Origin of the sequence: Haloarcula sp. JP-Z28 (assembly GCF_011440255.1) — an archaeon.
GTDB classification, from domain to species: Archaea; Halobacteriota; Halobacteria; order Halobacteriales; family Haloarculaceae; genus Haloarcula; species Haloarcula marismortui.
In genome coordinates this window covers 141,338-163,461 of sequence record NZ_JAAOHT010000003.1, presented here as the reverse complement: position 1 = coordinate 163,461, position 22,124 = coordinate 141,338, and the positions used below count along the sequence as shown (strand labels likewise).

The window sequence follows — 22,124 nt, the reverse complement described above, 5'->3', positions numbered from 1 at the left end:
CTGACACGCGAACCGTCCAGATCCCAGCACCATACCAGGTAACATGAATACGAAACAAACCGAGATACCGGATTCGCTTCCAGTGGACGACCGGCTGTCGCTCCTGTCGTCGCACTACCGGCGGTACCTCCTGTACGGGCTTTCACAGTACACGACACCGGTTTCACTGGCTGTGCTCACGGACACGGTGACCGAATTCGAACACGGGACACCAGCCGAACAGTACCGTGACGAGCGGCTCACGATTTACACGGCCCTCTACCACAACCACCTGCCGCGGCTGGTCGATGCCGGTGTCGTCCAGTACAACCAATCGGAAGACATGGTCGACATCGGGCCGAACGCGCCAGCCCTCGTTCCGCTACTCGAGTCGACGATAGAACACGACCTGTCGGCGAGCGGTAACGGGCTGTCATCGACCGCCGTCGATATCGCTTCCTTACAGCCTGAACGAAGCAATTAAGCCCGCTTCTGTATCTCTGAGCGCAACACGTCGCTCACCGTATCGCCGTCGGCTTTGCCACGGAGTGCGCCCATGCACTCGCCCATCAGCGCCGAGAATGCGCCCATGCCTTCCTCGGCGACCTGGTCCTCGTGGCGTTCGACGACTTCGGCAACGGCGTCACGGACTTCCGACTCGTCGACGCCGCCCAGCCCCTCCTGCTCGACAGCTTCCTCGGCCGTCAGTGACGGGTTCTCGGCGAGTGCCGTCAGGAGGTCTTCCATCCCCTCACGCGGCACGTCTCCGCCGTCGACCAGCAGAATTGCGCCCTGCAGGTGTTTGTCGGTGAGGTTCTCGACGGGCACGTCGTCGCGGCGGAGTTCGGTCAGCGTCGACTCCAGCGTGCCGGCGGCCAGCGTCGGATCGACGCCTTCGCCCGCCACCAGCGCCTCGAACAGGGGCCATCGCTGGCCGTAGGCGACCTGCTCAGCGAGGCCGGAGCCGAGGTCGAACTCACTCTCGTATCGGTCGACCTTCTCTGTGAGCAGTTCCGGGGTCTCGACTTCGGTTACGTCGGGTTCGACGGGTGGCACGTCCGTCTCGGGGTACATCCGCGCTGCGCCGGGGAGCGGGCGGAGGTACCGCGACGTAGCGTCCTCGTTCGCGTCGCGGGTCTCCTCCGGGACGCCTGCAAGCGCCGTCTCAGCGCGCTCCGCAACGGCGTCGATGGCGAGTTCGGCGGTCTCCGGGTCATCAGCGACGATAGCGACAGCGTCCTCCGAGCCGGCCCCAACAGCGTCCCGTAGCGCCTCGACTTCCGCCTCGGTGACGCCGTAGGCCGGGAGTTCGTCTGTGTGGAAGATGCCGCCAGCGCCGTGGCGCTTAGCGTGGTCGGACAGTTCGGTTCCGAGCCGGCGGTCAGGCTGAATCTCGCGGCCCACGAGCCCGTCGAAGCCAGACAGCAGGAGGCCCTGTACTTTGCCGCCCGAGGAGAGCGCCCCCTCGATGACGCCCGAATCCGTGTCCTCGAACACCTCGGTCACGTCCTGTGGTTCGCCGACGGTGGCGCCGCGCTCGGCGAGCTCCTCGGCGATGTCCAGCAGTTCGACCTGCCGACGGACCTCGTTACGGACGAGGTCGTCGATGTCATCGAGGCTCTGGACGCCTTTCAGCTCTATCCGTGCGCCCTCCTCGATGGAGACGTTCACGTCCTGACGGATGGTTCCGAGGCCGCGCTTGACCTTCCCGGTCGAACGGAGGAGCATTCCGATGCGCTCGGCGGCTTCACGGGCCTGCTCGGGCGAACTGATGTCCGGCTTCGTGCCGATTTCGACCAGCGGGATGCCGAGACGGTCGAGCGAAAAGCGGACGCCGTCCTCAGTCTCCTCGATGCGCTGGCAGGACTCCTCCTCAAGCAGCATATCCTCGACACCGACCGGGCCGGCGCTCGTCTCGATGGCCCCGTCGTTTGCGACCAGCATCGAGCGCTGGAACCCCGTAGTGTTCGAGCCGTCGACGACGATTTTCCGCATGACGTTCACTTGGTCGACGACGGACATATCCAGTAGCTGGGCGATTTCGAGCGTCGTCTCCATCGCTTCGCGGTCGACGCGGTGCGGTGGCTCGTCGTCCTCCTCGACGAGACAGGTCGTGTCGTAGGCCAGATACTCGAACTCCCGGTCAACCATGCTCTCTTCCAGCGCCGCCTCGTCGATCTCCCCGAGTTCGCTCTTTGTCGGGTGCAGATAGCGGGCAAAGGAGCGCTCGCTCTCTTCGGGTTCGCGGATCGTCGTCGGACAGTCACAGAACAGTTTCGTCGCAGTATCGAGTTGCTGGTGAATCTCTAGGCCAGCGACGAGCCCCAGCTCCTCGTAGTCGTACTCGGTCATTGTCGAGGTGTCCGGGACCGGGGGCCAAAAAACGCACCCTTCCCGCGCTCGCCGCCGCCCTTTTGACTGTCTCGCCCTCACTGTCAATATGCGCTGGCTGTCGACAGCCGCGGTGGTCGTTGTTCTCCTGACAGCCGGCTGTAACGCCTTCGTCGGCGCTGACACTGCTGATCAGCGAACTGTCACGCCCGCTCCGGTCCCAACAGCAGCCGAGTCGGACACGGCAACGTCGCTGGACCCGCCGCCCGGCGTTACCACGGAGCGCCTCGAAAACGTCGCCCTCCTTGCGGCTGCTCACCGACAGGCGCTCAACGGTACTACCTACACCCTGCACGAACGCTACAGCGAGTTCACAATCGGGAACGACAGCAGTTCCGTCCGGCGCGAAGAGACTGTCGCCGTCGAATCACCGACACGGTACCGCGACGAGATGGTCAGAATGAGGACGGACTCGAACGGGGCCGTCGAGCGGTACGAACAGTCGACCTACGCCGACGGCACCAACTGGTATGAGCGCCGTGACAACGGCACCGTCGAGCGCCAGCGCGGCGAGGTCCGGTTCAGCCGTGATAAGTACGCCTACCGGACCGCGTTCTACCTGAATCGCTACGCCGTGGTCAACCAGAGTGCCACGGCCGTCATCACACGGGACGGCGGCCGAGTCTACCGGATTCGCGGTTCCGGCGGCGAGATTCCGGCCGCGGAACGGCTAGAAGAGTTTCGTGTCGAACTGCTGGTCGAATCAAATAGCCTCGTCCGCCAATTTAGCGTCTGGTACCGTACCGAGGACCGTATCGTCGAATACAGTTTCTGGTACGAGGATATCGGCGAAACGACAGCGGAGCGGCCGGCGTGGCTCAACGAATCAACACCGGCGAATTGAGTGAGGTCGGCACGCGGCACCGCACGCAAAGCGGCTACAGACGGTCTGTCTCGGTTCGAACTTCGTCAGTTCCGGACGTGCTTCCTGCTCGGTCGTCGTAGTATTTCCGGCCGATAAAGTCGTCGTCGAGATTCCCGACCAGAGAGTTATACAGCCCCTCTGCGGACTGGTACGTGGCCTCACTGGTTCGGGCCAATACCTCACTCATTTCGACCGAGTCACCGTTCTGAGCGGCCAGTTCGACATCGCCGAGTTGCTGGACGACAGTGGCGTGCTCAGCGGGAAACTCACAGGCCTGATCGAACAACTGCAACGTTTCTGAGTAACGCATCTATACAACACCTCTATATTCCTAATCAAAAAATATTATGAATTCTGTTTGTCCGGTGATGGGCTTCGCCGACCAGATCCGGTCGGTGGGGTGAGACCTACTATTTCGCTCCACTTGGCGCGGGAAAACATTTCACAGGTCATGACATATGTGTTCATATGACAATCCGATTGGCAATTCCGGACGACGTAACGGCCATCAATCAGGTGGCGACGGCGGCCTGGGAGACGGATTACCCGGACATCCTCTCGCGCGAGACAGCTGAGGACGGCGTTCGCGACTGGTACGCGCCCGAACAACTCGAATCAGAACTGGTCGAATCACAGACGCTCCTGCTCGTCGCCGAGCGCGAGGAGCACGTCGTCGGGTTCGCACATGCGACGTGGCACGAGACTGACCAGGAAGGCTATATTCTCCGGTTGTACGTCCATCCAGACTACAGGCGCGAGGGAATCGGCCGGTCACTGTTAGAACAGACCTGCGAGGAACTGTTCGAGCACGATATCCACCGGATCAACGCGATGGTCCTCTCGGCGAACGAACCGGGAGCCGAGTTCTACGAGGGATTCGGATTCGAATTCGCCGACGAGAGCGAAACCGAAATCGGCGGCGAGCGCTACCCTGAGAGCCGCTACGTCCTCGCAGACGAGTCGCGGGTCTAGAAGCATCGGTCGCAGTGGCCCGATGCTGTTTACCTGCAATGGCGGCTGCCCGTCGGCACAGAACCGACCAGAAAATAGAGACACAGCAGGGGTCGTGCACTCCGCGGCTCTGTCAGTCGCTCCTCGCGTTTCGGGGACCGGGACCCTCACAGCGCCGTTCCGGTACGAGAAATCTCACTCCGTTCGGCCGCTCGCTACTCACGGGTCACTCTGTTCCCCGTCGTCGGGCGGCGATACCGCCCGACTGCTTGCGGGACCGAAGGTCCCGCTCCGCTCGCATTTCCGAGGCAGCTCCTTGTGGTCGTTCCCTCGCTACTCGCGGGTCGCTATCGCTCTCCGCTCGCACTAATGAGGGCCGCGCTCCGCGCGCCCCTCGCTACTCCTCGCCTAGAATGCCACGCTTCGTCATCTTCTCGGGGTCGAGCACGTCGTCGACCTCGTCTTCGTCGAGATAGCCCTCGTCGAGGACAACCTCGCGGATGGTCTTTTCATCAGCAAGCGCCTTCTTCGCGACCTTGCTCGCCTTGTCATAGCCGATGGCGGGGTTGAGTGCTGTTGCCAGCGCCATGCTCTGCTCGACGCGCTCGGCGCAGTGGTCGTCGTCGGCTTCGAGTTTGGCGACGAACTTCTCGCCGAACACCGCGCTGCTGTTGGCGATGAGCTTGGCCGATTGCAGGAAGTTCGAAGCCAGCACGGGCTTGTAGAGATTCAGGTCGATCTGGCCCTCTGCAGCGCCAGCTGAGACGGCGGCGTCGTTACCGACGACCTGCTTGTGGACCTGATTGACCGCTTCGGCGACAACGGGGTTGATTTTCCCGGGCATGATCGAGGAGCCGGGCTGGTTCTCCGGCTGGTCGATCTCGCCGAGACCGTTGCGGGGCCCGGACGCGAGCAGTCGGAGGTCGTTTGCGATCTTGTTCAGTGAGCCGGCGACCGTCCGGAGCGCGCCGTGGGCTTCCGACATCGCGTCGTGGGCGGCCTGCGCCTCGAAGTGGTTGTCCGCCTCGCGGAAGTTGAGGTCGGTTTCCTCGCTGATGTACTCCGCGGCTTTTTCGGGGAATTCGGGGTGGGTGTTCAGGCCGGTCCCGACTGCGGTTCCACCGAGCGCGAGCTCGGAGAGGCGACCGTGAACGTCCTGTACGCGGGAGATGCCCTTCTCGACCTGCGTGCGGTACCCGGAGAATTCCTGCCCCAGTGTCACCGGCGTCGCGTCCTGCAGGTGGGTTCGTCCGGTCTTGACGACGGTGTCGAACTCGTCTTCTTTGGCTTCGAGTTCATCACGCAGCGTCTTCAGGCCCGGAATCACGTCCTTCTCGACCGCTTCGAGGGAGGCGACGTGCATTGCCGTCGGAATCACGTCGTTGCTGGACTGGCCGAAGTTGACGTGGTCGTTCGGGTGGATCTCGCGGGTCCCGATGTCACCGCCGTACAGCTCCGTGGCGCGGTTGGAGATGACCTCGTTGGCGTTCATGTTCGACGACGTGCCCGACCCGGTCTGGAACACGTCGACGGGGAACTGGTCGTCGTGTTCGCCGGCGATGACTTCGTCGGCGGCTTCGACGATACAGTCCGCCTTGTCTTCCGGAATCGTTTCGAGGTCGCGGTTCGCCTGCGCGGCCGCCTTCTTGACGACGCCGAGCGCTCGGATGAACCGCCGCCCGAAGGTTACGTCGCTGATCGGGAAGTTCTCGACGGCGCGTTGCGTCTGTGCGCCCCAGTACGCGTCGGCTGGCACCTGCATCTCACCGAGGCTATCCTGCTCTGTCCGGTACTCGTCGGTCATACGTCCGGGGGGTGGTCCGCCCGGTCGTAAAACCCACCGGTACGAGTCGGGACACCACTCGGCACAGCCCTGCAACTGCCGGGACAGTCGTTCACTGGCCACCACAACTCTCCAGTTGGAGAGCGGAGACCGTGGGGCTCAGAACCCGTGACTTGGATAAACGTGTATTATCATTCGGAAATATTAAGTAGAATCTCTCTCCACTTACCATGAGTTCGACGCCACAGAGACGTTCATGACTGATGCCCCCACAATGTCCGGTGACGGCGGTGTGTTGCTGCCGTCGTCGGCTGTTGGGGCCCGATGGGACACCGACGGACGTGACACATCGCGAACGCTCGCAGCCGGTGTACCCGCCGCGTTGCAATCGCTCGCCCGGCACGACGACGGGATGGCACACCCGTCATCCGGCGTATCCACGCCGCCCGCCAGCCTGTGTTGGTGCGACAGGTGGGCGGGTCGCGTGGTCTACGTGCGTGCTGGCTGGCGAGTCTATGTGACTGACGACACATCCGTCGGGACGATGGACGGCGAACTCACGTCGGCGAACCACTGACCAACCATGCGCGAGATACTCAGTAGACTCCTCGCCACCGGGGGTAGGCTCCGGTCGGCGGTATCGAGAGACGAATCGGACGGCGACCAACTGGCAACAGACGGCGGGGCGACGGTGAAGACGACCCGAGGCGATTCGCTTCGCAACTCGCTTCCGGTCGAATGGGAACTCATCGAATCCGCCCCGTTCTGGCTGCCGCCAGTCCTGCTTGCAGGTTTTTTTGTGTACGGCGCCATCGCCTGGAACTTCCTGTTGTCACTGACTGAGTACAACGGACTCGGCGGGGCCCAGTACGAGAGCTTCGACCTCAGTATGTACAGCCGCATGCTGAGCGACGGGGCGTTCTGGCAGGCAGCACAGAACACGGTGGTGTTACTTGTCGTGTTTACCGTCCTCTGTCTGGCGCTTGGCCTGTTCGTAGCCATCCTCATCGACCAGCAGATACGTTTCGAGAACACGTTCCGGACCATCTACCTGCTCCCGATGAGCCTCTCGTTCGTCGTCACGGCGACGATGTGGGCGTGGGTGTACAACGCCCGCAACGGCGTGCTCAATCAGTTCTTCCGAGTGTTCAATCTCGAAGGAGCCATCGTGGGACTACTCCGGCCGGCCGGAGTCAACGCTGAGGTCATTCAGTGGCTCTCCTGGAACACGACCGCACTGGCAGCGGTCATCTTCGCGCTCATCTGGCAGTTCAGCGGCTACGCGATGGTCGTCTTCCTCGCCGGCCTCCGAGCGATCCCGACCGAACACTACGAGGCTGCGCGGGTCGACGGCGCGTCGACGGTTCGGATGTACGCACGGGTAATCATCCCGCAGCTCCGCGCTTCCGCGGTGTCCGCGTCGGTGGTGCTGATGGTGTTTGCGCTGAAAGCGTTCGACTTCATCTACGCGCTCCGTGGCTCACAGCCGGGGGCGAACATGGATATTCTGGCGACGATGATGTATCGGGTCGCGTTCGACAGCCTCCAGTGGGCGTACGGGTCAGCCGTCGCTATCGTGCTGTTTGCCCTCGCACTGCTGGTCATTGGTCCGTACCTCTACAGCGAATACCGACGGGGTGAACTATGAGTATCAGAGACGGCGGTTTCATCGACGAACTTCGCAGTACAGAGAACAGCCGTATCGGCCTGTATGCCCTCCTGCTGGCGGGCATTGCCTTCTACCTCTTCCCGGTAGAGACGGCCGTGATGACGATGTTCAAGACCGAGAGCGCGTTCGCTCGGACGCTCCCGTTCGCGCCGCCGGGCACTGACGGCTTCACGCTCGACGCGCTCACCACCGCCTGGAACACGCTCCGTCCGGGACTGGTGAACTCGCTGCTGATGGCGATTCCCGCGACGATTGTGTCGGCACTGCTGGGCAGTATGACCGCCTACGGTCTGACGACGATTAGCTGGCGCGGGCAGGTCGGCGTGGTCGTCCTTATTATCGCGGGCATCTTCATCCCCTATCAGGCCGTGCTGGTCCCGCTGGCACAGTTCTGGTTTCAGGTGCTTCCGGGGCTGCTCAACGGCTTCGTCAACACCGTCTTTGGGTTCATCACGGGCGGCAACTGGCAGTATCCGAGCCGTAACGGATACGTGCAGTTGCTGCAGCTGTCGATCACCCACGCCGCGTACGGGATTCCGATCTGTACGCTGCTGTTCCGGTCGTATTACCAGAGCATCTCCGACGAGATGATCGAGGCCGCTCGCCTCGACGGCGCGAGCGCGTTCAGCATCTACCGCAACATCATCCTCCCGCTGTCGCTGCCGATGTTTGCGGTGACGCTCATCTACCAGTTCACGCAGGTCTACAACGACCTGTTGTTCGCGCTCGTACTCGTCAACGAACCGGCTTCGCAGGTGGCGACCCAGCGTCTCGCGGCGCTCACTGGTGGGGTCGTCCAGTCGTTTAACACCACGATGGCAGGGGCCATCGTCGCAGCACTTCCGACGCTGCTCGTCTACATCATGTTCGGCGAACAGTTCGCGAAAGGCGTCGCTGGAGAATAATCACGGAGGTATTCACAATGGCACAACTCACACTGGACGAGGTAACGAAGACGTTCCAAGACGACGACGGCGAAATCATCGCAGTTGACGAGGTCTCGGTCGACATCGAGGACGGGGAGTTCCTCTGTGTCGTCGGCCCATCGGGCTGTGGGAAATCGACGACGCTACGGATGATTGCCGGGCTCGAAGACATCACGCGCGGCGAAATCCGGCTGGACGGCCAGATAATCAACGACCAGCCGCCGGCCCGTCGGAACGTGGCCATGGTGTTCCAGTCCTACGCCCTGTACCCACACATGACCGTGCGGGAGAACATGGCGTTCGGGCTGGAGGAATCGACGGATATGCCCGACGACGAGATCAACGAGCGCGTCGAGAAGGCGTGCAAGGATATGGGCATCTTCGAGCTCATCGACCGCAAGCCCGGCGAACTTTCCGGCGGGCAGCAACAGCGCGTGGCGCTTGGCCGCGCTATCGTCCGGGACCCCGAAGTGTTCCTGATGGACGAGCCGCTTGCGAACCTGGATGCGAAGCTCAAAGCCGAGATGCGGACCGAACTTCAGGAGCTCCAGCAAGACCTGGACGTGACAACGGTGTACGTCACCCACGACCAGACGGAGGCGATGACGATGAGCGACCGCATCGCCATCCTCAACGACGGCGTCCTCCAGCAATGCGCGACGCCGCTTGAGTGCTACCACGAGCCGAACAACCTCTTTGTCGCTGGCTTCATCGGCGAACCGTCGATGAACTTCTTCCCGACGACGCTGGAGGGGTCGACGCTCAAAGGTGAGTGGTTCGAGTATGAACTCAGCGACGAGACGGTTGCCGCCGTCGAGGGCACGAGCGACATCACGCTCGGCATCAGGCCCGAAGACATCGAATTCGTTCAGAGCGACGTCGGTCCGAACGTGTTTGATTCGACGGTCCACGTCGTCGAGCCACGCGGGAACGAGAACACGGCGCACCTGCAGTTTGACGAATCGATGGACGACCAGTTTATCGCGACGGTTGGCGGGATGAAACAGCTCAAAGCCGGCCAGCACGTCAAAATCCGGTTCCCCGAAAACGCCATCCACCTCTTCGACACGAGCAGCGGATCGGCCATCCGGAACCGCACGCTCGACGAGATCGAAACGGTCGAATCTGTCGTCTGAGCTGAAACGGTCGTATCCGTCCTTATTCCGCTGTTGGTCGGTCGTGAGCCTCTGCTTTCACGCCCAACGGTCGAGTCCGGTCTGGACGACTGAGTCGTCAATGCGTTCGAACCCGCGAGCGACCTCGTCAGCATCGACCTCCCACTGGTCGGTGACGAACGTGCGAGCGGCATCGATGTCTGGCTCGATGCTGTCCGGAATTTCGTAGTCATCGGTGGCCGCGGGGTCGAGAAACAGGTCCCGAATGCGGTCGGCATGGTCGATGTGTTCGCCGCGGGCCGCAAGCACCGTGTAGAGGTCGCCGTGCTCGTGGAGGTCTTTGACGGCTGTTTTGGGGCCGATACCTGAGATGCCCTCGTTGAAGTCCGTCCCCATCAGAATCGCCGCGTCGACCAGTTGTTCCCAGGTAAGGTCGTGGTGCTCGAGTGTGGCCGCAAAATCCATCAGTTCGGGGTCGCCCTTCGACGTGATCTGTCGGAGCGTCATCGGCGCGCCGAACAGCAGCGCATCGTAGTCCTCCGTTCCGACGTAGTCTACGTCACCACGCCGGGCCATCACCGACGCCTGCCCCTCACCTTCTGCCGGGGCGTCGACGATAGGCACGTCGAGGAGTTCCAGCAGGTCCCGCGTCGTGTCGACGATAGTGTCGGTCAACCGCTGCGTGCGGGAGTCAAGCTTGGCGACGCGGGTGCTGTCGCCCGCTTCCCGGGCTGCCTCCAGTTCGGACTCGTATTTCTGGCGTTGCTCGCGGCGCTTCTCGACCTCGTCGTCTTTGAGGTCCGTGACTGCGCCATCAAAAACGAACACCGGCGTCATGTCGTGCTCGAAAAACTTCGGTAAGCCCTGAACGACTCCAATGAGGTTCGCCACCTCCTCGCCGTTGTTGGTGGTGTACTTCGACTCACTGGTGAACTTCACCGTCGTCGTCAGATAGCGATAGAGCCAGTTGTGGGCGTCCACGGCGACGACGCTCCCGCCGAGGTCGTCGAACGACACGTCCGACAGGGCCGCGAGCGACCGCAAATCAGCGTTTCCCATTGGCAGGCCTTTGGCCGACAGCCGTTTGAATCTCTCGGAGACGACGTGCTACTCCGTGATGGCACACAGTCAGCGGCGGTTGAGCGGCTCAGTCGGTCCGTGCGGACGGCTGCTCGGCCCACTCGTTGAGGACCGTCGGCGGGTCGGCGTCGGCCTTTGCTGCGAGAAACGACTCCTCATCGGGTGAGAGGTCGCGCTCCCGAAACAGGTCCAGCCCGGCCTGATACCGTTCGGTACTGCGGTCGCCCGGCCAGACGAGGTCGAGTTCGGCCATCCCCGATTCCGCGCCGCTAAAGCAGAACCCGGCCCGGTAGGCAGCTTGGTATGAAAAAGGGTTGTTGACGCCGATGGACACGCGTTCGAAGCCCCGTTCCGTGGCCCGCTCCCGAACGAATCGGAGGAGTCGGGCACCGAGTCGGTCGCCCTGTCGGTCCTGCCGAACGGTGATATACCGGACACAGAGGGTGTCCGGGTCTGTCCGGTCGGCGTCGAACGCAGCCGCGGCCACGACGCCGTCGTCCCCGATGACAGCCTTCCCGGTCGAGGTCATGACGAACTTGCCCGCGTACGCGAACTGCTCGTAGTCCAGCCGGAGCCGGTGGCCGTCCTCGGGCCAGCCGAGCAGCGTGAACTCCATAGTTCAGCTGAACGGGCCGCCGACTGTAATCAGTACTGGTCGCTGTTTCAGGGCACCAACCGTTGTCGTCAAATCCGAGGGAGGGAAGTGCCCGGAGTCAGAACTCTCTGTATGAGCGTCTCGACGGTGGGGAACGGTCGTATCGAACTGTCCGCTCGGATGGCGCTGGTCGCCGTCGGTGACCTGCTGGCGATTGCCCTGTTCGTCGGTGTCGGTGAGCTGACCCACGGTATTAATCCGATACTCAGTCCGGGTCGGTTTGCCGGGACGCTGACGCCATTTTATATCGGCTGGCTCCTCGTCGCAGGGCTTGGAGGACTGTACACCGCCGCCGCGACCGCAACGGTTCGGGCGGCTCTCGGTCGCACTATCGTGGGATGGGTACTGGCAGTTGGGATCGCACAGGGACTTCGGTCAACGGCGATGTTCCCCGGCAGTGCGGCGCTGACATTCGCACTCGTCTCCGTGCTTGTCGGGGGCACGCTGCTGTTGCTCTGGCGCGGCGTGATTGCAGTCGCAAAATAGAGCGGCCTGTAGCAGGGATGCGGTGTCGATGACGGACTATCGCAGGTTGGCGACTTCAAGAGACTCTGTCGACTGAATCCATGCCTGGTGGTTCTCCCGGTCGTAGATTACGAACTCCTCGTCCCCGATGTTCAGTTCGGCGTATCGTCGTTCTTGGTCGTCGGTCGCGGCGTCCGTCGTGTTGTCCGTTGCGTTCGTGCTCATTGTCTCGTTTGGAATCGGCGTTCCGTTTTTCTCCGGTTCAACGTATCTTGGCGTACCTAATAAGCACATGGACCCAGTTATCATCGGAGAAAATAGGCAGCATGACCACACCATGAATAACCTAATCTAGTTCTCAAACTCTGAAAATGGGCGCATAGCTGGGTCCTATCCCGAGAAACAAATAGTCGTTACGCACCCATCGTATAGCGGTTGGTAAACACTGTATTCCGGCTTTGTAGTAATACCACACACCATGCGCGTGGCCGCGGGCCAGGAATACCGGGTCGTCCCTGTCCTTATATTGTGAACAACTCACAGGAATAGAGACATATTAAGCTTTTCCCCATATCCAACCCATAACTTATGAGATTGTTACTCAGCGGGTACTGAGTAAATTTGTAGGGGCCATTGAGTGTATTATGCCGTATTTTAGGGAAACATTCATATACCACACTGCCGTAGGATAATTCATACTTATGACGGGTTATTACGACATCATTCTCGGACTCATTCCGCTCGCCATGGCCGGCATCACCGCCTCTCTGTTCGTTGTCGGCTTCGAACTGACGACAGCGATTCCGATGGCTTCTGTCGTGACGGTCGGCCTTATCGGCCATGCGATGTTTGTCCGTGCCCCCGTTGACCCGGTTCCAAGCGACACGTCAGCCCAGAGCGCGCAGTCGGAGCCGGTCCAGACCGCGGATTAGGCGCTGTCCCACCCGTCACTTCTCCTGTCTTCGATAGACCTTCCGTGACTGTGTACCCGGTCGAACAGATTGGCCACCGCCGGGCAGTATAAGAGTCGGTCGCCCAAACGACGGAGTATGACAACAGATGCGACAGCGCTGTTCTTGCAGAGTGACGAAGTCGCTGACCTAGCTGAACCCGCGGAGTACGTTGACGCCGTCCGGGAGGGGTATCGCCAGCGTGGCGAGGGGGCCCCGGCGACTCCCAGAACAACGCTGTTCTCGGACGAGCCTGCGGGCATGTTGACGGGCTATCTCGCGATTCTCCCCGACACCGGCGCGATGGGTGGATACACCTACGCAGCCGGTTTTAGCGGACGGGACGCACACTTCACGCTCCCGATTTTTGACGCCGACAGCGGCGACCCGCTCGCTGTCCTCGACGGTGCGAGCATGAACCCTCACAAGACTGGCGCGGCCGGGGCTGTCGGTGTCGACGCACTGGCTCGCCGTGACGCCAGCGACCTCGCAATCATCGGCAGCGGCGCACAGGCCCGCGGCCAGGTCCGTGCCACGGCGACGGTCCGTGATTTCGACCGCATTGAGGTGTACTCGCCGACAGCCGACAACCGGGAGTCTTTCGCTGCGGAGATGAACGACGCGCTGGACCCGACAGTCGCAGCCGTCGCGTCCCCGGCCGCAGCAATCGAAGGGGCCGATGTCGTTATCACGGCGACTAGCGCGAGCGAACCGGTGTTCGACGGTGACCTGCTCGAACCGGGCACCCACGTGACCGCGATGGGCCAGTACCATCCCGAGAAGAACGAGCTAGACGCGACGACAATCGAACGCGCCACGTACGTTCCGGACCTGCGCGAGCGGGTGACACAGGACGCCGGGTCGTTCATCAACGCCCTCGATGCGGGCGTCGTCGATGAGGACCACGTCCACGCGGAACTGGGTGATATCGTCGCTGGAAACGCCTCCGGGCGGCAGTCTCCCGAGGAGATTACAGTCTTTGACTCCGGCGGCACAGCCATCGAAACCGTCGCTGCGGGCCATATGCTGTACGAACGGGCGAAGGCAGACGGTCGCGGCGAGGAGATCGACTTCGCGCCCGCGAGCAAAGCCCTGACCGGCCGATAGCTGTCGCGAGAACGCAGTTTAGAGGTACGGACCGAGACCGAGGGCGTCGACCAGACTGATGCCCGCGGCGAGTGCACCAACGATGTAGCCGGCGATGGTCCCACCGTTTAAAAGCGGAAGTCCTGCGTGCGCGCGTCCCTTCAGCACCATCCAGAGCAGTATCGTCAGGCCGACGTAGGATCCGACCATCGCGGTCAGCGCTGGCAACGGAACGTCGAACACCGACAGTACGTCCGATGAGGCGAAGAACGCGGCGCTGGCGACGAGTATCGACGGAATAATCGCGTCACCGAGGCCGATAAACAGTGCGTCGCGCTCCAGTGGGTCGGCGTGAACGTCGTCACTTTCGCCCGCTTCGCCAGTGCCCGTCGTCGCCTCAGTGTCGTCGTTCGCCGCCGCCGAGTCATCGCTCGTCTCGTCTTCCGCTGTTGGGTTCGGCGTCGTCGCGTCGAGATAAGAGTACGACAGCGTCATCGGAATCACGAGGACGACAGGGACCCTGAGATCCATCACACCGGAGGCCAGCGTGAGCATATGTTCGGTCCCGTAGACACTGATCGCATCGTATACTGCGAGCACAGTCAACAGGACGAGCGCTGGCAATACGCCGAAACTGATACCGAACAGGCCGGCAGCGGCAGCCCCCATCACCGCACCGGCGCTGTCGATGACGTACCACTCGGGATAGACCAGCAGCGCCGTCCCCAGACCCAGCGCTAACAGGACGGCACCGACGTTGAGGCCGGCGTACGTGAACACCGGCGGCACAAGCACCTGAAACACGTACAGAGATAGCCAGGCCGCCGAGAAGACGATGAGCCCGCGAATGAGCTGATCGACATCGTAGCGGAAGGCAAGCAACATAACTGCCGTGGCAACCAGAATCGCCCCGATGTACATGAGGCTGTTCGTGGGGTCAGACGGGTCCTCGACAGCCTGGTAGCCAGCCGATTCGAAGGGCTGGACCAGCGCTAGCGCGCCGAGTTGGACGAACAGGAAGATACCAGCGATAAGGCCACAGCCGCCGAGGATTCGCCACCGTCGCTCCATGCACACACGTCCTGCAGGAACCGGTTTGAGCGTTACGAAGCAGGTGCGGACAGGCCTCGGCGGTTGGCGGGCTGTTACCGCGCGTAGAGGACCGCACCGACCAGCGCTGGGAGATGCACGGTGTCGCTCGGCGAGACTGCGAGGTACGGGCGCTCGACCGGACCGAACACGTCGACGACGGAGCCAACCGTCTGGAGCTCCTCGTCGACCACGGTGGTTCCCACTGACGCGTACTCGTCGTCAGGTGCCCGGACGACGGCCAGTCCCTGTGCGACCCGCGAGACAGTGCCGATGCGTTTCATTCACGGAGCGCCTGCATGTAGGCCGCTACGGCCCCGAGCAGGTCGCTTTTCGTCGCATCGTCTGCGTCCTTGACGACGACTCGCCCGCGGCCTTCGTACTCGCGTGGATACGTCTTGTCCCGTTCGATGACCGCGTCGTAACCGACCTGCTGGACGGCTTTGGCGATCTCGTCGACAGTCGGGTTCTCGACGGCTAGATCCAGTGACACACGACGCCCGTCGCTTCGCGAACGGTTGGCGTCGAGCGCCGCCGGCCAGATAACGTTCTCGACCATACCGGCAGTGGCCGCCCGTGGCATATATGGGTTATCGTCACCGTCGACAGTCGGGAACATGAAAATCAGATTAAGTATATGAAGAATCAAGCTTACATACCTCTGTAATCTATCCGTCGTATATGGTAAAGAAAGGGTTACTCGCTATCGCCGCTGTGGTGCTCCTCGTGGTCTTGGGGACGGGAGTTCTTGTTGGAGCACAGTTCGCAGGCGGGACAGCGGAGACAACGACACAGACAACCGATTCACAGAGCGGCGATGGCGGCGGTAATGACGATAGTTCAACGGCGACGGCGACAGCGGGCAATAGTACGACGCCGACACCAACGGCGGAAACAAACGGAACAGCGACCGAGACAGCGACCCCGCAGCAGGAGTCGATTCCTGCGCGTGAGTTCAACGAACAGAACGTCTCGGACTACGTCCGGCAGTTCCTTAACGAGGAACGCGAGGCCGCAGGTGTCCCGCCGTTCGAATCGGGACTTCGGACAGAAGAAGGCCTCAACGAGATGGCAAGAAGTCACAGTGAACAGATGGCCATCGAAGGGAAGGCAATTCACAAGATCGACGGCGTCTCCAGTAAGGACCGATACGAAGACACCGGCCTCTACGACCGGTGTACGTTCGAATCTGCAGAAGGCGAGTACATCGAGCAACCGGACCGAAACCGATTCGAAACGGTTGAGAAGACAGTCGCCGGACAACCATACGAGGAGGGCGGCGAGGAGCGATTCCACGCCACCGACAAGGAAGTCGCCAGAAAGATTGTGGATGACTGGATGGCGTGGCCGGACTACCGCGAACGACTTACGCTCCGCAACGCCAATATCGTCGGCATCGGCGTGGAGATCACTGACACTGGCAACGTGTACGCGACTGCCAACATCTGCGGCTAACGGTAGCGGGCCGGCTGCAGCCGTCGTTCCATCAGCCAACTGCTTGCGAGCGTCGTCGCCTCTGCTATATTCTGTGGTATTTAGCGCTTAGCGCGCCGACTGTCTGGACAAGCGCTCGTCACTATCGGCCCCGATAGGTGACAGACCGGCTTTCAGTCTGTTCTGAGACTGTGCTGAATTGCTGGCAAATGCAATGGTGTCGCACATACCATTCACAATCCTCCAGACTCTGCTGGCTGTGACGAGCCGTGATAGCTTCGGAGGGCAGCGTCGTAGCGTAGCTGACTCACAACACCTCGCTTGTACGTGTCGACTCAGAACCTTCCTGAACGGCCCTTATCGTCGAGCCTCTAGAGCGAGAACTGAAGCTGTACTAGTTGGCTCATTGCAATACGATACGAACTGAATCGTCAGCCAGCGTGCAAAAAAGAGCGTGTCAGCGTCCGCGCTACTCGCTGCTGCCTTCGGAGTCGCCGCCGCTTTTCTGCTCTGCCAGCCAGTCCTCGTACTCGTCCTGCGGGACGACCTCGACGGTCCCGAGCATCTGTGAGTGGCCAGAGCCACAGTACTCGGCACAGTAGAGCTGGTACGTGCCGGTGTTACCCGCGTTGGTTCGGAGGCGGTTGTACTGGCCGGGGAACGCGTCGGATTTCAGTCCGAGTCCGGGCACGTGGAATGCGTGCAGCCAGTCCCTTGATGTCACGCGGAAGGCTACGTCTTGATTGGCCGGTATCTTCAGGTCCGTTCGAGTGGTTACTTCTGCCTGCCCGTCCCAACTCGATTCGTTGTAGTAGAACGTCCAGCCGTATCGCTGGGCTTCGACGGTAATGAGTTCAGTGTCCTGTTCCTGCAGGGCGGCCTGGTCACCGGCCTCGGCGGTGACGTACGGGCTCGCCATTACCTGGTAAGAGGCGACGCCGACAAACAGGAGAATAATCGCCGTCGCGATAGTCCAGGTCACTTCGAGTCGACGGTTCTCCTGCGTGGGGAGTGCCTCTTCCTGATTACGGAACCGCCAGACGGTGTAGATCAGAATCCCTTCGACGAGGACCGTAATCGGGATAGCGACGTACAGGAGGTTCATGTTTAGCCCCCAGATGAGGCTATCCGTCGTCGAGTCCTGAATCTGTGCGGCGGCGGCCGGCTCGACGGCGAGCGCGAGCAGCGCAGCACCGAACAGAGCGACCAGGCCGGCGCGTTTCCGGGTCATGAATGCGGCTTAGGATTTCGGGGATAAATAACTGCTGTCTTCGCCACAGGCCCCCGATTTGCAGCGATAGGACAGCAGAACCGTTCCGGATAGAGACAGCGGAATCGCGGGGTCTAAGTGGCCTCCATCGAAGGTTACAACAATGGCAGAGAGCCGGACCTTCACCGGGCTGCTCGCCGCGACCGCTGTCGGCGTGTACTTGCTAGTTCTCGCCGGCGCGACAACGACGCTCACGGATGCGGCAGCAGCCTGTACTACCTGGCCGCTGTGTGACGGACCGGTCGACGTGACGAACACGGCCCTGCTGGTCGCCTGGGGGCATCGACTCGTCGCCGCCGCCGTTGGACTCCTTGTGGTGGCTATGGCCGTCGTCGGGCTCCGATCCGGCTGTCGCGGCCGTGTCAAAGCAGCTATCATTATTGGGGCTGTGCTGTACCCGGTCCAGATTGCGCTGGGGGCTGTCGTCGCGACGAGCACCGAGACAGCACTCCCCGGTGCCCACCTCGCTCTGGGGATGGGTATCTTCGGCTCGTTCGTGCTGGCTCTGGCGTGGCACCTCGAAGCAGAGACGGGGAGTGATGACGAAACCCCGGTAAAGAATCCGACGCCTGCACCGGAACCGGCCGGAGACGACACCCCCGACCGGACCCCAGCGCTTACGTTCCGCGAACGGCTCGTCGGGACCGCGTCAGCGTATTTCCGCCTGATGAAACCCCGGCTCATGTGGCTCCTGTGTCTAGTCGCGGCAGCCGGGATGGCACTCGCCGCCGGGCAGACGCTCACTGTCCGGACGGTGCTGCTCACCCTCGGGGGCGGCGTCCTCTCTATCGGCGCATCAGGGACGTTCAACCACGTCCTCGAACGTGATATCGACAAGCGGATGGACCGGACCTCGGACCGTCCCATCGCAACCCACCAGATTCCGGTCCGGAACGCGCTGGCCTTCGGCCTGCTGCTTTCGTTTGCGTCACTCTGGCTGTTCTGGCAGGTGAACGCACTCGTAGCGGTCCTCGGGCTGACTGCGATTGTGTTCTACAGCGTCATCTACACGCTCGTGTTGAAGCCCAACACCGTCCAGAACACTGTCCTCGGCGGGGCCGCTGGCGCACTACCGGCGCTTATCGGCTGGGTCGCCGCCGACGGGTCGGTCGGCCTCCCGGGCGTCGTCCTTGCCGTCGTCATCTTCCTCTGGACGCCGGCACATTTCTACAATCTCGCGCTCGCGTACAAGGACGACTATGAGGCGGGCGGCTTCCCGATGATGCCGGTCGTCCGTGGTGAAACGGAGACGCGCAAGCACATCGTCTACTACCTCGGAGCGACACTCATCGCTTCGGGTGTTCTGGGCGTGCTCACGCCGCTTGGGTGGCTGTACGCCGTCACGTCGGTGTTGCTGGGTGCGGTGTTCCTCTGGGCTGTCGTCTTGCTCCACCGCGAACAGACCGAAGCGGCGGCATTCCGGGCGTTCCACGCGTCGAACGCATACCTTGGAGCGGTCCTGATTGCCATCGTCGTCGACGCACTGGCACTATGAGCACCACGACAGCGACTCTCAGAGACGCGATACCGGACACGCGCTCGCTGGTAACCTGGGCAGCCGTATTGAACGCAGAGTTCATCCTTATTCTGGGCTACGTCGTCAACACGGCCCAGCCCGCAACGGACCCGTTTCTGCTGGTGTTCCCGTTCATCTGGCTCAACATCGCCGGTCTCGTTGCCCTGCGAGTGCGACCGGAACTGCCCAGCCGCCGTCGGACGATCGGCAGTGTGGTTATCGCTCTCGGCTATCTGCTTGTGTTGGGGTACGTCGGCGGCGTGTACGGCACGGGCGGTCAGGGAACTGGTCTCCGGCTAGTCACGCAGGCCCCGCCCGGGTTCTCGCCGACGGTCGTGTTCAGCGGCGCGACCCTGAGCGTAGTGCTCATCCCGTGGAAGGTCGCCGGCTATCTGGTGCTCTCGTATCTGGTGTTCGTGACTGCTGTCGATGCGAGCGGCGGCGCGGTGGGCGGCATTATCGGCCTCTTTTCATGTGTCTCCTGTGTCCTCCCGATTCTTGCGTCGATACTGGGCGGGTTCGTGGGTGTCGGGGCAACGCTATCACAGGCGGCCCTGTCCCAGTCATACGGGCTCTCGACGGTGGTGTTTGTCACCTCGGTTGGACTGTTGTACGGCGTCCACCGGTTCGACGTGACGCTCGTCGGTCGGCTCCAAGCACTGGTCGACCGGCCATAGCGCTTTCAGGCTGACAGGCGTAAAGTCGAGTATGAGTCACGTCGAAATCGAATACTGTGTCCCATGTGGGTTTCGTGAGCGAGCAATACACGTCCAGCAAGCGATTTTATCCGGTCTTGAGCGGGAACTTGACAGCGTCCGACTGGTCATGGGTGACCACGGCGTGTTCAGGGTTAGTGTGGACGACGAGACTGTCTACGACAAGGCCGAGGCCGCCGACGAACTCAACGCAGACGCTATCGTGCGCGAGATCCGGTCGCACGTCAGGTAGCAGGCCGCAGTGCTACGGTTACCCGAACACTGTGGCGAAGCTACCCTCGGTTTGTGACGGCCTACCGCACAACAAACTATTTATTGTTCTGGTGTGACACTTTCGGCAAATGGCGACGAAAACCGAATTCTGTGACCACTGTGAAGACACCCAACCAGTCGTCACGGACAAGCCGTGGCTTCCGGCCGTCTGTCTGAGATGTGGCCGTAACGTGTAGCCGATAGTCGCGCGAGAACGGAACTGCTTTCGGCCACCCGACCGGACGAAGGCGCATGGACGAGGTACTGGTCGCATCAGATGTCGGGCGGCGCTACGGCGATACGGTCGCACTTGACGGCGTTTCGCTGACGGCGACCACCGGAGAGGTGCTCGCGCTGGTCGGTCCCAACGGGGCTGGCAAGACGACGCTGGTGCGGGCGTTGACCGGAACGACAGATGCGACTGGCGAGGTAACCCTGTTCGGCCAATCGCCCAGAACGGTCGCTCGCGACCGAATCGGTCTCCTGCCCCAGTCGTTTGCGCCCCACGAGCGACTGACGGCACGGGAACTGCTCGAGTACTACGCCGGTCTGTACGACGACACTCGCGACGTTGAGGCTGTTCTCGACGATGTTGGGCTGGCCGACACTGCCAGCACAACGTACGAGAATCTCTCGGGCGGCCAACAGCGACGGACCTGCGTTGCGACGGCGCTGATTAACGACCCGGACCTTCTCGTGCTGGACGAACCGACGACCGGTATTGACCCGGCTGGTCGGCGTGACCTCTGGCGATTGCTGGAGGGACTTGCTGACCGCGGCGTAACGATTCTGGTCACGACACACTATATGGAGGAAGCCCAGCGCCTCGCGGACCGCGTTGGCCTCCTCGCCGACGGGACGCTCATCGCACTCGACTCCCCGGACCAGCTCGTGGCCGAACACGGCGGCGACAGCCAGCTCATCGTGGATGGGTCCTTCGACGAAGCTGCCGTCTCAGCCATCGACTACCCGGCGGAGACGGCGCTTCGGAACGGCCGGCTGGTCGTCTACGGCATCCGGCCGGAGTCTATCGGCAACATCACTGAGCAACTGGGGCAGGCCGGCATCGAGTACGACAGCCTGACCTGGAAACAGCCGGACCTGGAGGATGTGTACCTCGAACTCACCGGGACGGCTGTCGGCCAGCGCGGTGAACCACAACAGACGGGGCCGGTCGTGGGTGGTGCCCAATGAGCCGGCTGGGGCGACTCACAGCGGAGACGCGCGCGGCGTCGCTGGCCTTCCTCCGGCGACGGACGGCCGTCTTCTTCACCTTCTTCTTCCCGGTCATCATTGTCGTCATCTTCGGCGTGCTAGTCCAGACCCAGCCGGGCGGCGGCGGGCTGTTCACGGAGCCCCCGAGCTTCTACGCACCGGGCTATCTGGCCGTCGTCGTCTTGTTTACGCCGCTCTCCCGTGTCGGGAGCGAGGTGGCGCGACACCGGGACGGCAACCGCTTCGAGAAACTGGCGACGACACCGCTGACCCGGACTGAGTGGCTACTGGCGCAGACGCTCGTCAACGTCGTCATCATCGGCATCGCCGGTCTCCTGATCCTGGGTCTGATGGTGTGGCTCACCGGCGCGACAATCCGCCCGTCAGGGCTGTTGCTCCCCTTTGTCGGCCTCGGCGTCGCGCTGTTCTGTGCTGTCGGGGCGATGCTAGGCAGTCTCGCGGACTCACAGGACGGCGTCATCGCGGCGAGCAACGGCCTCGCGCTCCCGCTGCTCTTTCTCTCGGAGACGTTCGTCCCACAGACACTTCTGCCCGCGTGGCTGCCGACGTGGCTCTCGCCGCTGACATACTTTTCGCGTGGCGTCCGTGCGGCGACGACCGGCACTGGTGATGCGCTCGGCCCACTGGCTGTCCTCACAGTCTGTGCCGTCGTCGGTTTTGCGATCGGTGCGCGGCTGCTCCCACGGACGGACTGAG

At 62.2% G+C, this 22,124-nt stretch carries 26 protein-coding genes; 16 read left to right on the top strand and 10 right to left on the bottom strand.

The genetic code is table 11. The features are described from left to right. The first annotated feature begins 43 nt into the window (after positions 1–43). A complete protein-coding gene (locus G9463_RS03225) occupies positions 44–463 on the top strand; it encodes a hypothetical protein (protein ID WP_004963447.1) in 420 nt (139 codons plus the stop codon). Here G9463_RS03225 and gatE read toward each other — a convergent pair. Next, the gene (gatE, locus tag G9463_RS03220) at positions 460–2,331 is read right to left on the bottom strand and encodes a Glu-tRNA(Gln) amidotransferase subunit GatE (RefSeq protein ID WP_165895943.1); all 1,872 of its coding nucleotides are present in this window, start codon (positions 2,329–2,331) and stop codon (positions 460–462) included. The genes G9463_RS03225 and gatE overlap by 4 nt on opposite strands. A gap of 88 nt (positions 2,332–2,419) precedes the next feature. Between gatE and G9463_RS03215 the strand changes: the two genes are divergently transcribed. Beyond that, positions 2,420–3,214, top strand: coding sequence for a hypothetical protein (locus G9463_RS03215; RefSeq protein ID WP_004963442.1), 795 nt, complete (start codon positions 2,420–2,422; stop codon positions 3,212–3,214). A 34-nt stretch (positions 3,215–3,248) separates the two neighbouring features. On the opposite strand, the gene G9463_RS03210 is transcribed toward G9463_RS03215, so the two are convergent. Next, a complete protein-coding gene (locus G9463_RS03210; RefSeq protein WP_004963440.1) occupies positions 3,249–3,545 on the bottom strand; it encodes a hypothetical protein in 297 nt (98 codons plus the stop codon). Between the two features lie 158 nt (positions 3,546–3,703). Between G9463_RS03210 and G9463_RS03205 the strand changes: the two genes are divergently transcribed. Then, positions 3,704–4,207 (top strand): GNAT family N-acetyltransferase, encoded by a 504-nt coding sequence (locus G9463_RS03205; protein ID WP_004963437.1) that lies wholly within the window; start codon positions 3,704–3,706, stop codon positions 4,205–4,207. 376 nt (positions 4,208–4,583) lie between these two features. Here G9463_RS03205 and G9463_RS03200 read toward each other — a convergent pair whose 3' ends face one another. Beyond that, positions 4,584–5,990 carry a class II fumarate hydratase gene (locus G9463_RS03200; RefSeq protein WP_165895942.1) on the bottom strand — a complete coding sequence of 469 codons (1,407 nt, stop codon included), beginning with the start codon at positions 5,988–5,990 and terminating at the stop codon, positions 4,584–4,586. Between the two features lie 235 nt (positions 5,991–6,225). Here G9463_RS03200 and G9463_RS03195 point away from each other — a divergent pair, with 235 nt between their 5' ends. Genes G9463_RS03195 through G9463_RS03180 form a run of 4 tightly spaced genes read left to right on the top strand, consistent with a single transcriptional unit; the run spans position 6,226 to position 9,700 of the window. Further along, positions 6,226–6,546 carry a hypothetical protein gene (locus G9463_RS03195; RefSeq protein ID WP_127013537.1) on the top strand — a complete coding sequence of 107 codons (321 nt, stop codon included), beginning with the start codon at positions 6,226–6,228 and terminating at the stop codon, positions 6,544–6,546. Between the two features lie 6 nt (positions 6,547–6,552). Continuing rightward, positions 6,553–7,617, top strand: coding sequence for a carbohydrate ABC transporter permease (locus G9463_RS03190; protein ID WP_004963430.1), 1,065 nt, complete (start codon positions 6,553–6,555; stop codon positions 7,615–7,617). Then, positions 7,614–8,543 carry a carbohydrate ABC transporter permease gene (locus G9463_RS03185; RefSeq protein ID WP_004963427.1) on the top strand — a complete coding sequence of 310 codons (930 nt, stop codon included), beginning with the start codon at positions 7,614–7,616 and terminating at the stop codon, positions 8,541–8,543. Before G9463_RS03190 ends, G9463_RS03185 begins: the two co-directional genes overlap by 4 nt. A gap of 17 nt (positions 8,544–8,560) precedes the next feature. Beyond that, positions 8,561–9,700 (top strand): ABC transporter ATP-binding protein, encoded by a 1,140-nt coding sequence (locus tag G9463_RS03180; protein WP_007188224.1) that lies wholly within the window; start codon positions 8,561–8,563, stop codon positions 9,698–9,700. Between the two features lie 57 nt (positions 9,701–9,757). Here G9463_RS03180 and fen read toward each other — a convergent pair whose 3' ends face one another. Then, positions 9,758–10,738, bottom strand: coding sequence for a flap endonuclease-1 (gene fen / locus G9463_RS03175; protein WP_165895941.1), 981 nt, complete (start codon positions 10,736–10,738; stop codon positions 9,758–9,760). Between the two features lie 88 nt (positions 10,739–10,826). After that, positions 10,827–11,375, bottom strand: a complete 549-nt coding sequence (locus tag G9463_RS03170) for a GNAT family N-acetyltransferase (protein WP_127013536.1) — start codon at positions 11,373–11,375, stop codon at positions 10,827–10,829. A gap of 111 nt (positions 11,376–11,486) precedes the next feature. Between G9463_RS03170 and G9463_RS03165 the strand changes: the two genes are divergently transcribed. Next, a complete protein-coding gene (locus G9463_RS03165) occupies positions 11,487–11,900 on the top strand; it encodes a DUF3054 domain-containing protein (RefSeq protein WP_165895940.1) in 414 nt (137 codons plus the stop codon). Positions 11,901–11,936: 36 nt separating this feature from the next. On the opposite strand, the gene G9463_RS03160 is transcribed toward G9463_RS03165, so the two are convergent. After that, positions 11,937–12,104, bottom strand: coding sequence for a hypothetical protein (locus tag G9463_RS03160; protein ID WP_004963408.1), 168 nt, complete (start codon positions 12,102–12,104; stop codon positions 11,937–11,939). A 476-nt stretch (positions 12,105–12,580) separates the two neighbouring features. Between G9463_RS03160 and G9463_RS03155 the strand changes: the two genes are divergently transcribed. Together G9463_RS03155 and G9463_RS03150 are read left to right on the top strand one after the other, a co-directional pair. Further along, positions 12,581–12,811 (top strand): hypothetical protein, encoded by a 231-nt coding sequence (locus G9463_RS03155; RefSeq protein ID WP_004963405.1) that lies wholly within the window; start codon positions 12,581–12,583, stop codon positions 12,809–12,811. Between the two features lie 117 nt (positions 12,812–12,928). Next, a complete protein-coding gene (locus G9463_RS03150; RefSeq protein ID WP_011222790.1) occupies positions 12,929–13,936 on the top strand; it encodes an ornithine cyclodeaminase family protein in 1,008 nt (335 codons plus the stop codon). A gap of 18 nt (positions 13,937–13,954) precedes the next feature. On the opposite strand, the gene G9463_RS03145 is transcribed toward G9463_RS03150, so the two are convergent. The 3 genes from G9463_RS03145 to srp19 form a co-directional block, all read right to left on the bottom strand. Next, the gene (locus G9463_RS03145; RefSeq protein ID WP_165895939.1) at positions 13,955–14,986 is read right to left on the bottom strand and encodes a presenilin family intramembrane aspartyl protease PSH; all 1,032 of its coding nucleotides are present in this window, start codon (positions 14,984–14,986) and stop codon (positions 13,955–13,957) included. A 74-nt stretch (positions 14,987–15,060) separates the two neighbouring features. Continuing rightward, on the bottom strand, positions 15,061–15,288 hold the full coding sequence (locus G9463_RS03140; RefSeq protein ID WP_004963396.1) for an H/ACA ribonucleoprotein complex subunit GAR1: 228 nt from the start codon (positions 15,286–15,288) through the stop codon (positions 15,061–15,063). Further along, entirely contained in the window at positions 15,285–15,563 is a 279-nt protein-coding gene (gene srp19 / locus G9463_RS03135; protein WP_004963393.1) for a signal recognition particle subunit SRP19, read from the bottom strand. Before srp19 ends, G9463_RS03140 begins: the two co-directional genes overlap by 4 nt. 122 nt (positions 15,564–15,685) lie before the next feature. On the opposite strand from srp19, the gene G9463_RS03130 reads away from it, so the two are divergent. Further along, positions 15,686–16,459 carry a CAP domain-containing protein gene (locus G9463_RS03130; protein WP_165895938.1) on the top strand — a complete coding sequence of 258 codons (774 nt, stop codon included), beginning with the start codon at positions 15,686–15,688 and terminating at the stop codon, positions 16,457–16,459. 448 nt (positions 16,460–16,907) lie between these two features. Here G9463_RS03130 and coxB read toward each other — a convergent pair whose 3' ends face one another. Further along, positions 16,908–17,669 carry a cytochrome c oxidase subunit II gene (gene coxB, locus G9463_RS03125; RefSeq protein ID WP_004963388.1) on the bottom strand — a complete coding sequence of 254 codons (762 nt, stop codon included), beginning with the start codon at positions 17,667–17,669 and terminating at the stop codon, positions 16,908–16,910. Positions 17,670–17,811: 142 nt separating this feature from the next. Between coxB and G9463_RS03120 the strand changes: the two genes are divergently transcribed. The 5 genes from G9463_RS03120 to G9463_RS03100 all read left to right on the top strand — a co-directional run bounded on the left by G9463_RS03120 (position 17,812) and on the right by G9463_RS03100 (position 22,123). Next, positions 17,812–19,203, top strand: coding sequence for a heme o synthase (locus tag G9463_RS03120; protein WP_165895937.1), 1,392 nt, complete (start codon positions 17,812–17,814; stop codon positions 19,201–19,203). Next, on the top strand, positions 19,200–19,901 hold the full coding sequence (locus G9463_RS03115; RefSeq protein WP_165895936.1) for an ABC transporter ATP-binding protein: 702 nt from the start codon (positions 19,200–19,202) through the stop codon (positions 19,899–19,901). The genes G9463_RS03120 and G9463_RS03115 overlap by 4 nt, the downstream gene beginning before the upstream one ends. 31 nt (positions 19,902–19,932) lie before the next feature. After that, positions 19,933–20,172 (top strand): Rdx family protein, encoded by a 240-nt coding sequence (locus tag G9463_RS03110; RefSeq protein ID WP_004963380.1) that lies wholly within the window; start codon positions 19,933–19,935, stop codon positions 20,170–20,172. Positions 20,173–20,444: 272 nt separating this feature from the next. Further along, positions 20,445–21,386 carry an ABC transporter ATP-binding protein gene (locus G9463_RS03105; RefSeq protein WP_165895935.1) on the top strand — a complete coding sequence of 314 codons (942 nt, stop codon included), beginning with the start codon at positions 20,445–20,447 and terminating at the stop codon, positions 21,384–21,386. Next, complete coding sequence (locus G9463_RS03100) at positions 21,383–22,123, top strand: ABC transporter permease (protein ID WP_004963373.1); 741 nt, start codon at positions 21,383–21,385, stop codon at positions 22,121–22,123. Before G9463_RS03105 ends, G9463_RS03100 begins: the two co-directional genes overlap by 4 nt. The last annotated feature ends 1 nt before the right edge of the window (position 22,124 follow it).

Coding starts and splice junctions, on each gene's coding strand:
- coxB (WP_004963388.1), bottom strand. CDS start 17,669: ATGACCCGGAAACGCGCCGGCCTGGTCGCTCTGTTCGGTGCTGCGCTG.
- G9463_RS03130 (WP_165895938.1), top strand. CDS start 15,686: ATGGTAAAGAAAGGGTTACTCGCTATCGCCGCTGTGGTGCTCCTCGTG.
- G9463_RS03200 (WP_165895942.1), bottom strand. CDS start 5,990: ATGACCGACGAGTACCGGACAGAGCAGGATAGCCTCGGTGAGATGCAG.
- G9463_RS03185 (WP_004963427.1), top strand. CDS start 7,614: ATGAGTATCAGAGACGGCGGTTTCATCGACGAACTTCGCAGTACAGAG.
- G9463_RS03155 (WP_004963405.1), top strand. CDS start 12,581: ATGACGGGTTATTACGACATCATTCTCGGACTCATTCCGCTCGCCATG.
- G9463_RS03195 (WP_127013537.1), top strand. CDS start 6,226: ATGACTGATGCCCCCACAATGTCCGGTGACGGCGGTGTGTTGCTGCCG.
- srp19 (WP_004963393.1), bottom strand. CDS start 15,563: ATGGTCGAGAACGTTATCTGGCCGGCGGCGCTCGACGCCAACCGTTCG.
- G9463_RS03165 (WP_165895940.1), top strand. CDS start 11,487: ATGAGCGTCTCGACGGTGGGGAACGGTCGTATCGAACTGTCCGCTCGG.
- G9463_RS03145 (WP_165895939.1), bottom strand. CDS start 14,986: ATGGAGCGACGGTGGCGAATCCTCGGCGGCTGTGGCCTTATCGCTGGT.
- fen (WP_165895941.1), bottom strand. CDS start 10,738: ATGGGAAACGCTGATTTGCGGTCGCTCGCGGCCCTGTCGGACGTGTCG.
- G9463_RS03140 (WP_004963396.1), bottom strand. CDS start 15,288: ATGAAACGCATCGGCACTGTCTCGCGGGTCGCACAGGGACTGGCCGTC.
- G9463_RS03100 (WP_004963373.1), top strand. CDS start 21,383: ATGAGCCGGCTGGGGCGACTCACAGCGGAGACGCGCGCGGCGTCGCTG.
- G9463_RS03190 (WP_004963430.1), top strand. CDS start 6,553: ATGCGCGAGATACTCAGTAGACTCCTCGCCACCGGGGGTAGGCTCCGG.
- G9463_RS03110 (WP_004963380.1), top strand. CDS start 19,933: ATGAGTCACGTCGAAATCGAATACTGTGTCCCATGTGGGTTTCGTGAG.
- G9463_RS03150 (WP_011222790.1), top strand. CDS start 12,929: ATGACAACAGATGCGACAGCGCTGTTCTTGCAGAGTGACGAAGTCGCT.
- gatE (WP_165895943.1), bottom strand. CDS start 2,331: ATGACCGAGTACGACTACGAGGAGCTGGGGCTCGTCGCTGGCCTAGAG.
- G9463_RS03160 (WP_004963408.1), bottom strand. CDS start 12,104: ATGAGCACGAACGCAACGGACAACACGACGGACGCCGCGACCGACGAC.
- G9463_RS03210 (WP_004963440.1), bottom strand. CDS start 3,545: ATGCGTTACTCAGAAACGTTGCAGTTGTTCGATCAGGCCTGTGAGTTT.
- G9463_RS03205 (WP_004963437.1), top strand. CDS start 3,704: ATGACAATCCGATTGGCAATTCCGGACGACGTAACGGCCATCAATCAG.
- G9463_RS03180 (WP_007188224.1), top strand. CDS start 8,561: ATGGCACAACTCACACTGGACGAGGTAACGAAGACGTTCCAAGACGAC.
- G9463_RS03115 (WP_165895936.1), top strand. CDS start 19,200: ATGAGCACCACGACAGCGACTCTCAGAGACGCGATACCGGACACGCGC.
- G9463_RS03215 (WP_004963442.1), top strand. CDS start 2,420: ATGCGCTGGCTGTCGACAGCCGCGGTGGTCGTTGTTCTCCTGACAGCC.
- G9463_RS03120 (WP_165895937.1), top strand. CDS start 17,812: ATGGCAGAGAGCCGGACCTTCACCGGGCTGCTCGCCGCGACCGCTGTC.
- G9463_RS03225 (WP_004963447.1), top strand. CDS start 44: ATGAATACGAAACAAACCGAGATACCGGATTCGCTTCCAGTGGACGAC.
- G9463_RS03105 (WP_165895935.1), top strand. CDS start 20,445: ATGGACGAGGTACTGGTCGCATCAGATGTCGGGCGGCGCTACGGCGAT.
- G9463_RS03170 (WP_127013536.1), bottom strand. CDS start 11,375: ATGGAGTTCACGCTGCTCGGCTGGCCCGAGGACGGCCACCGGCTCCGG.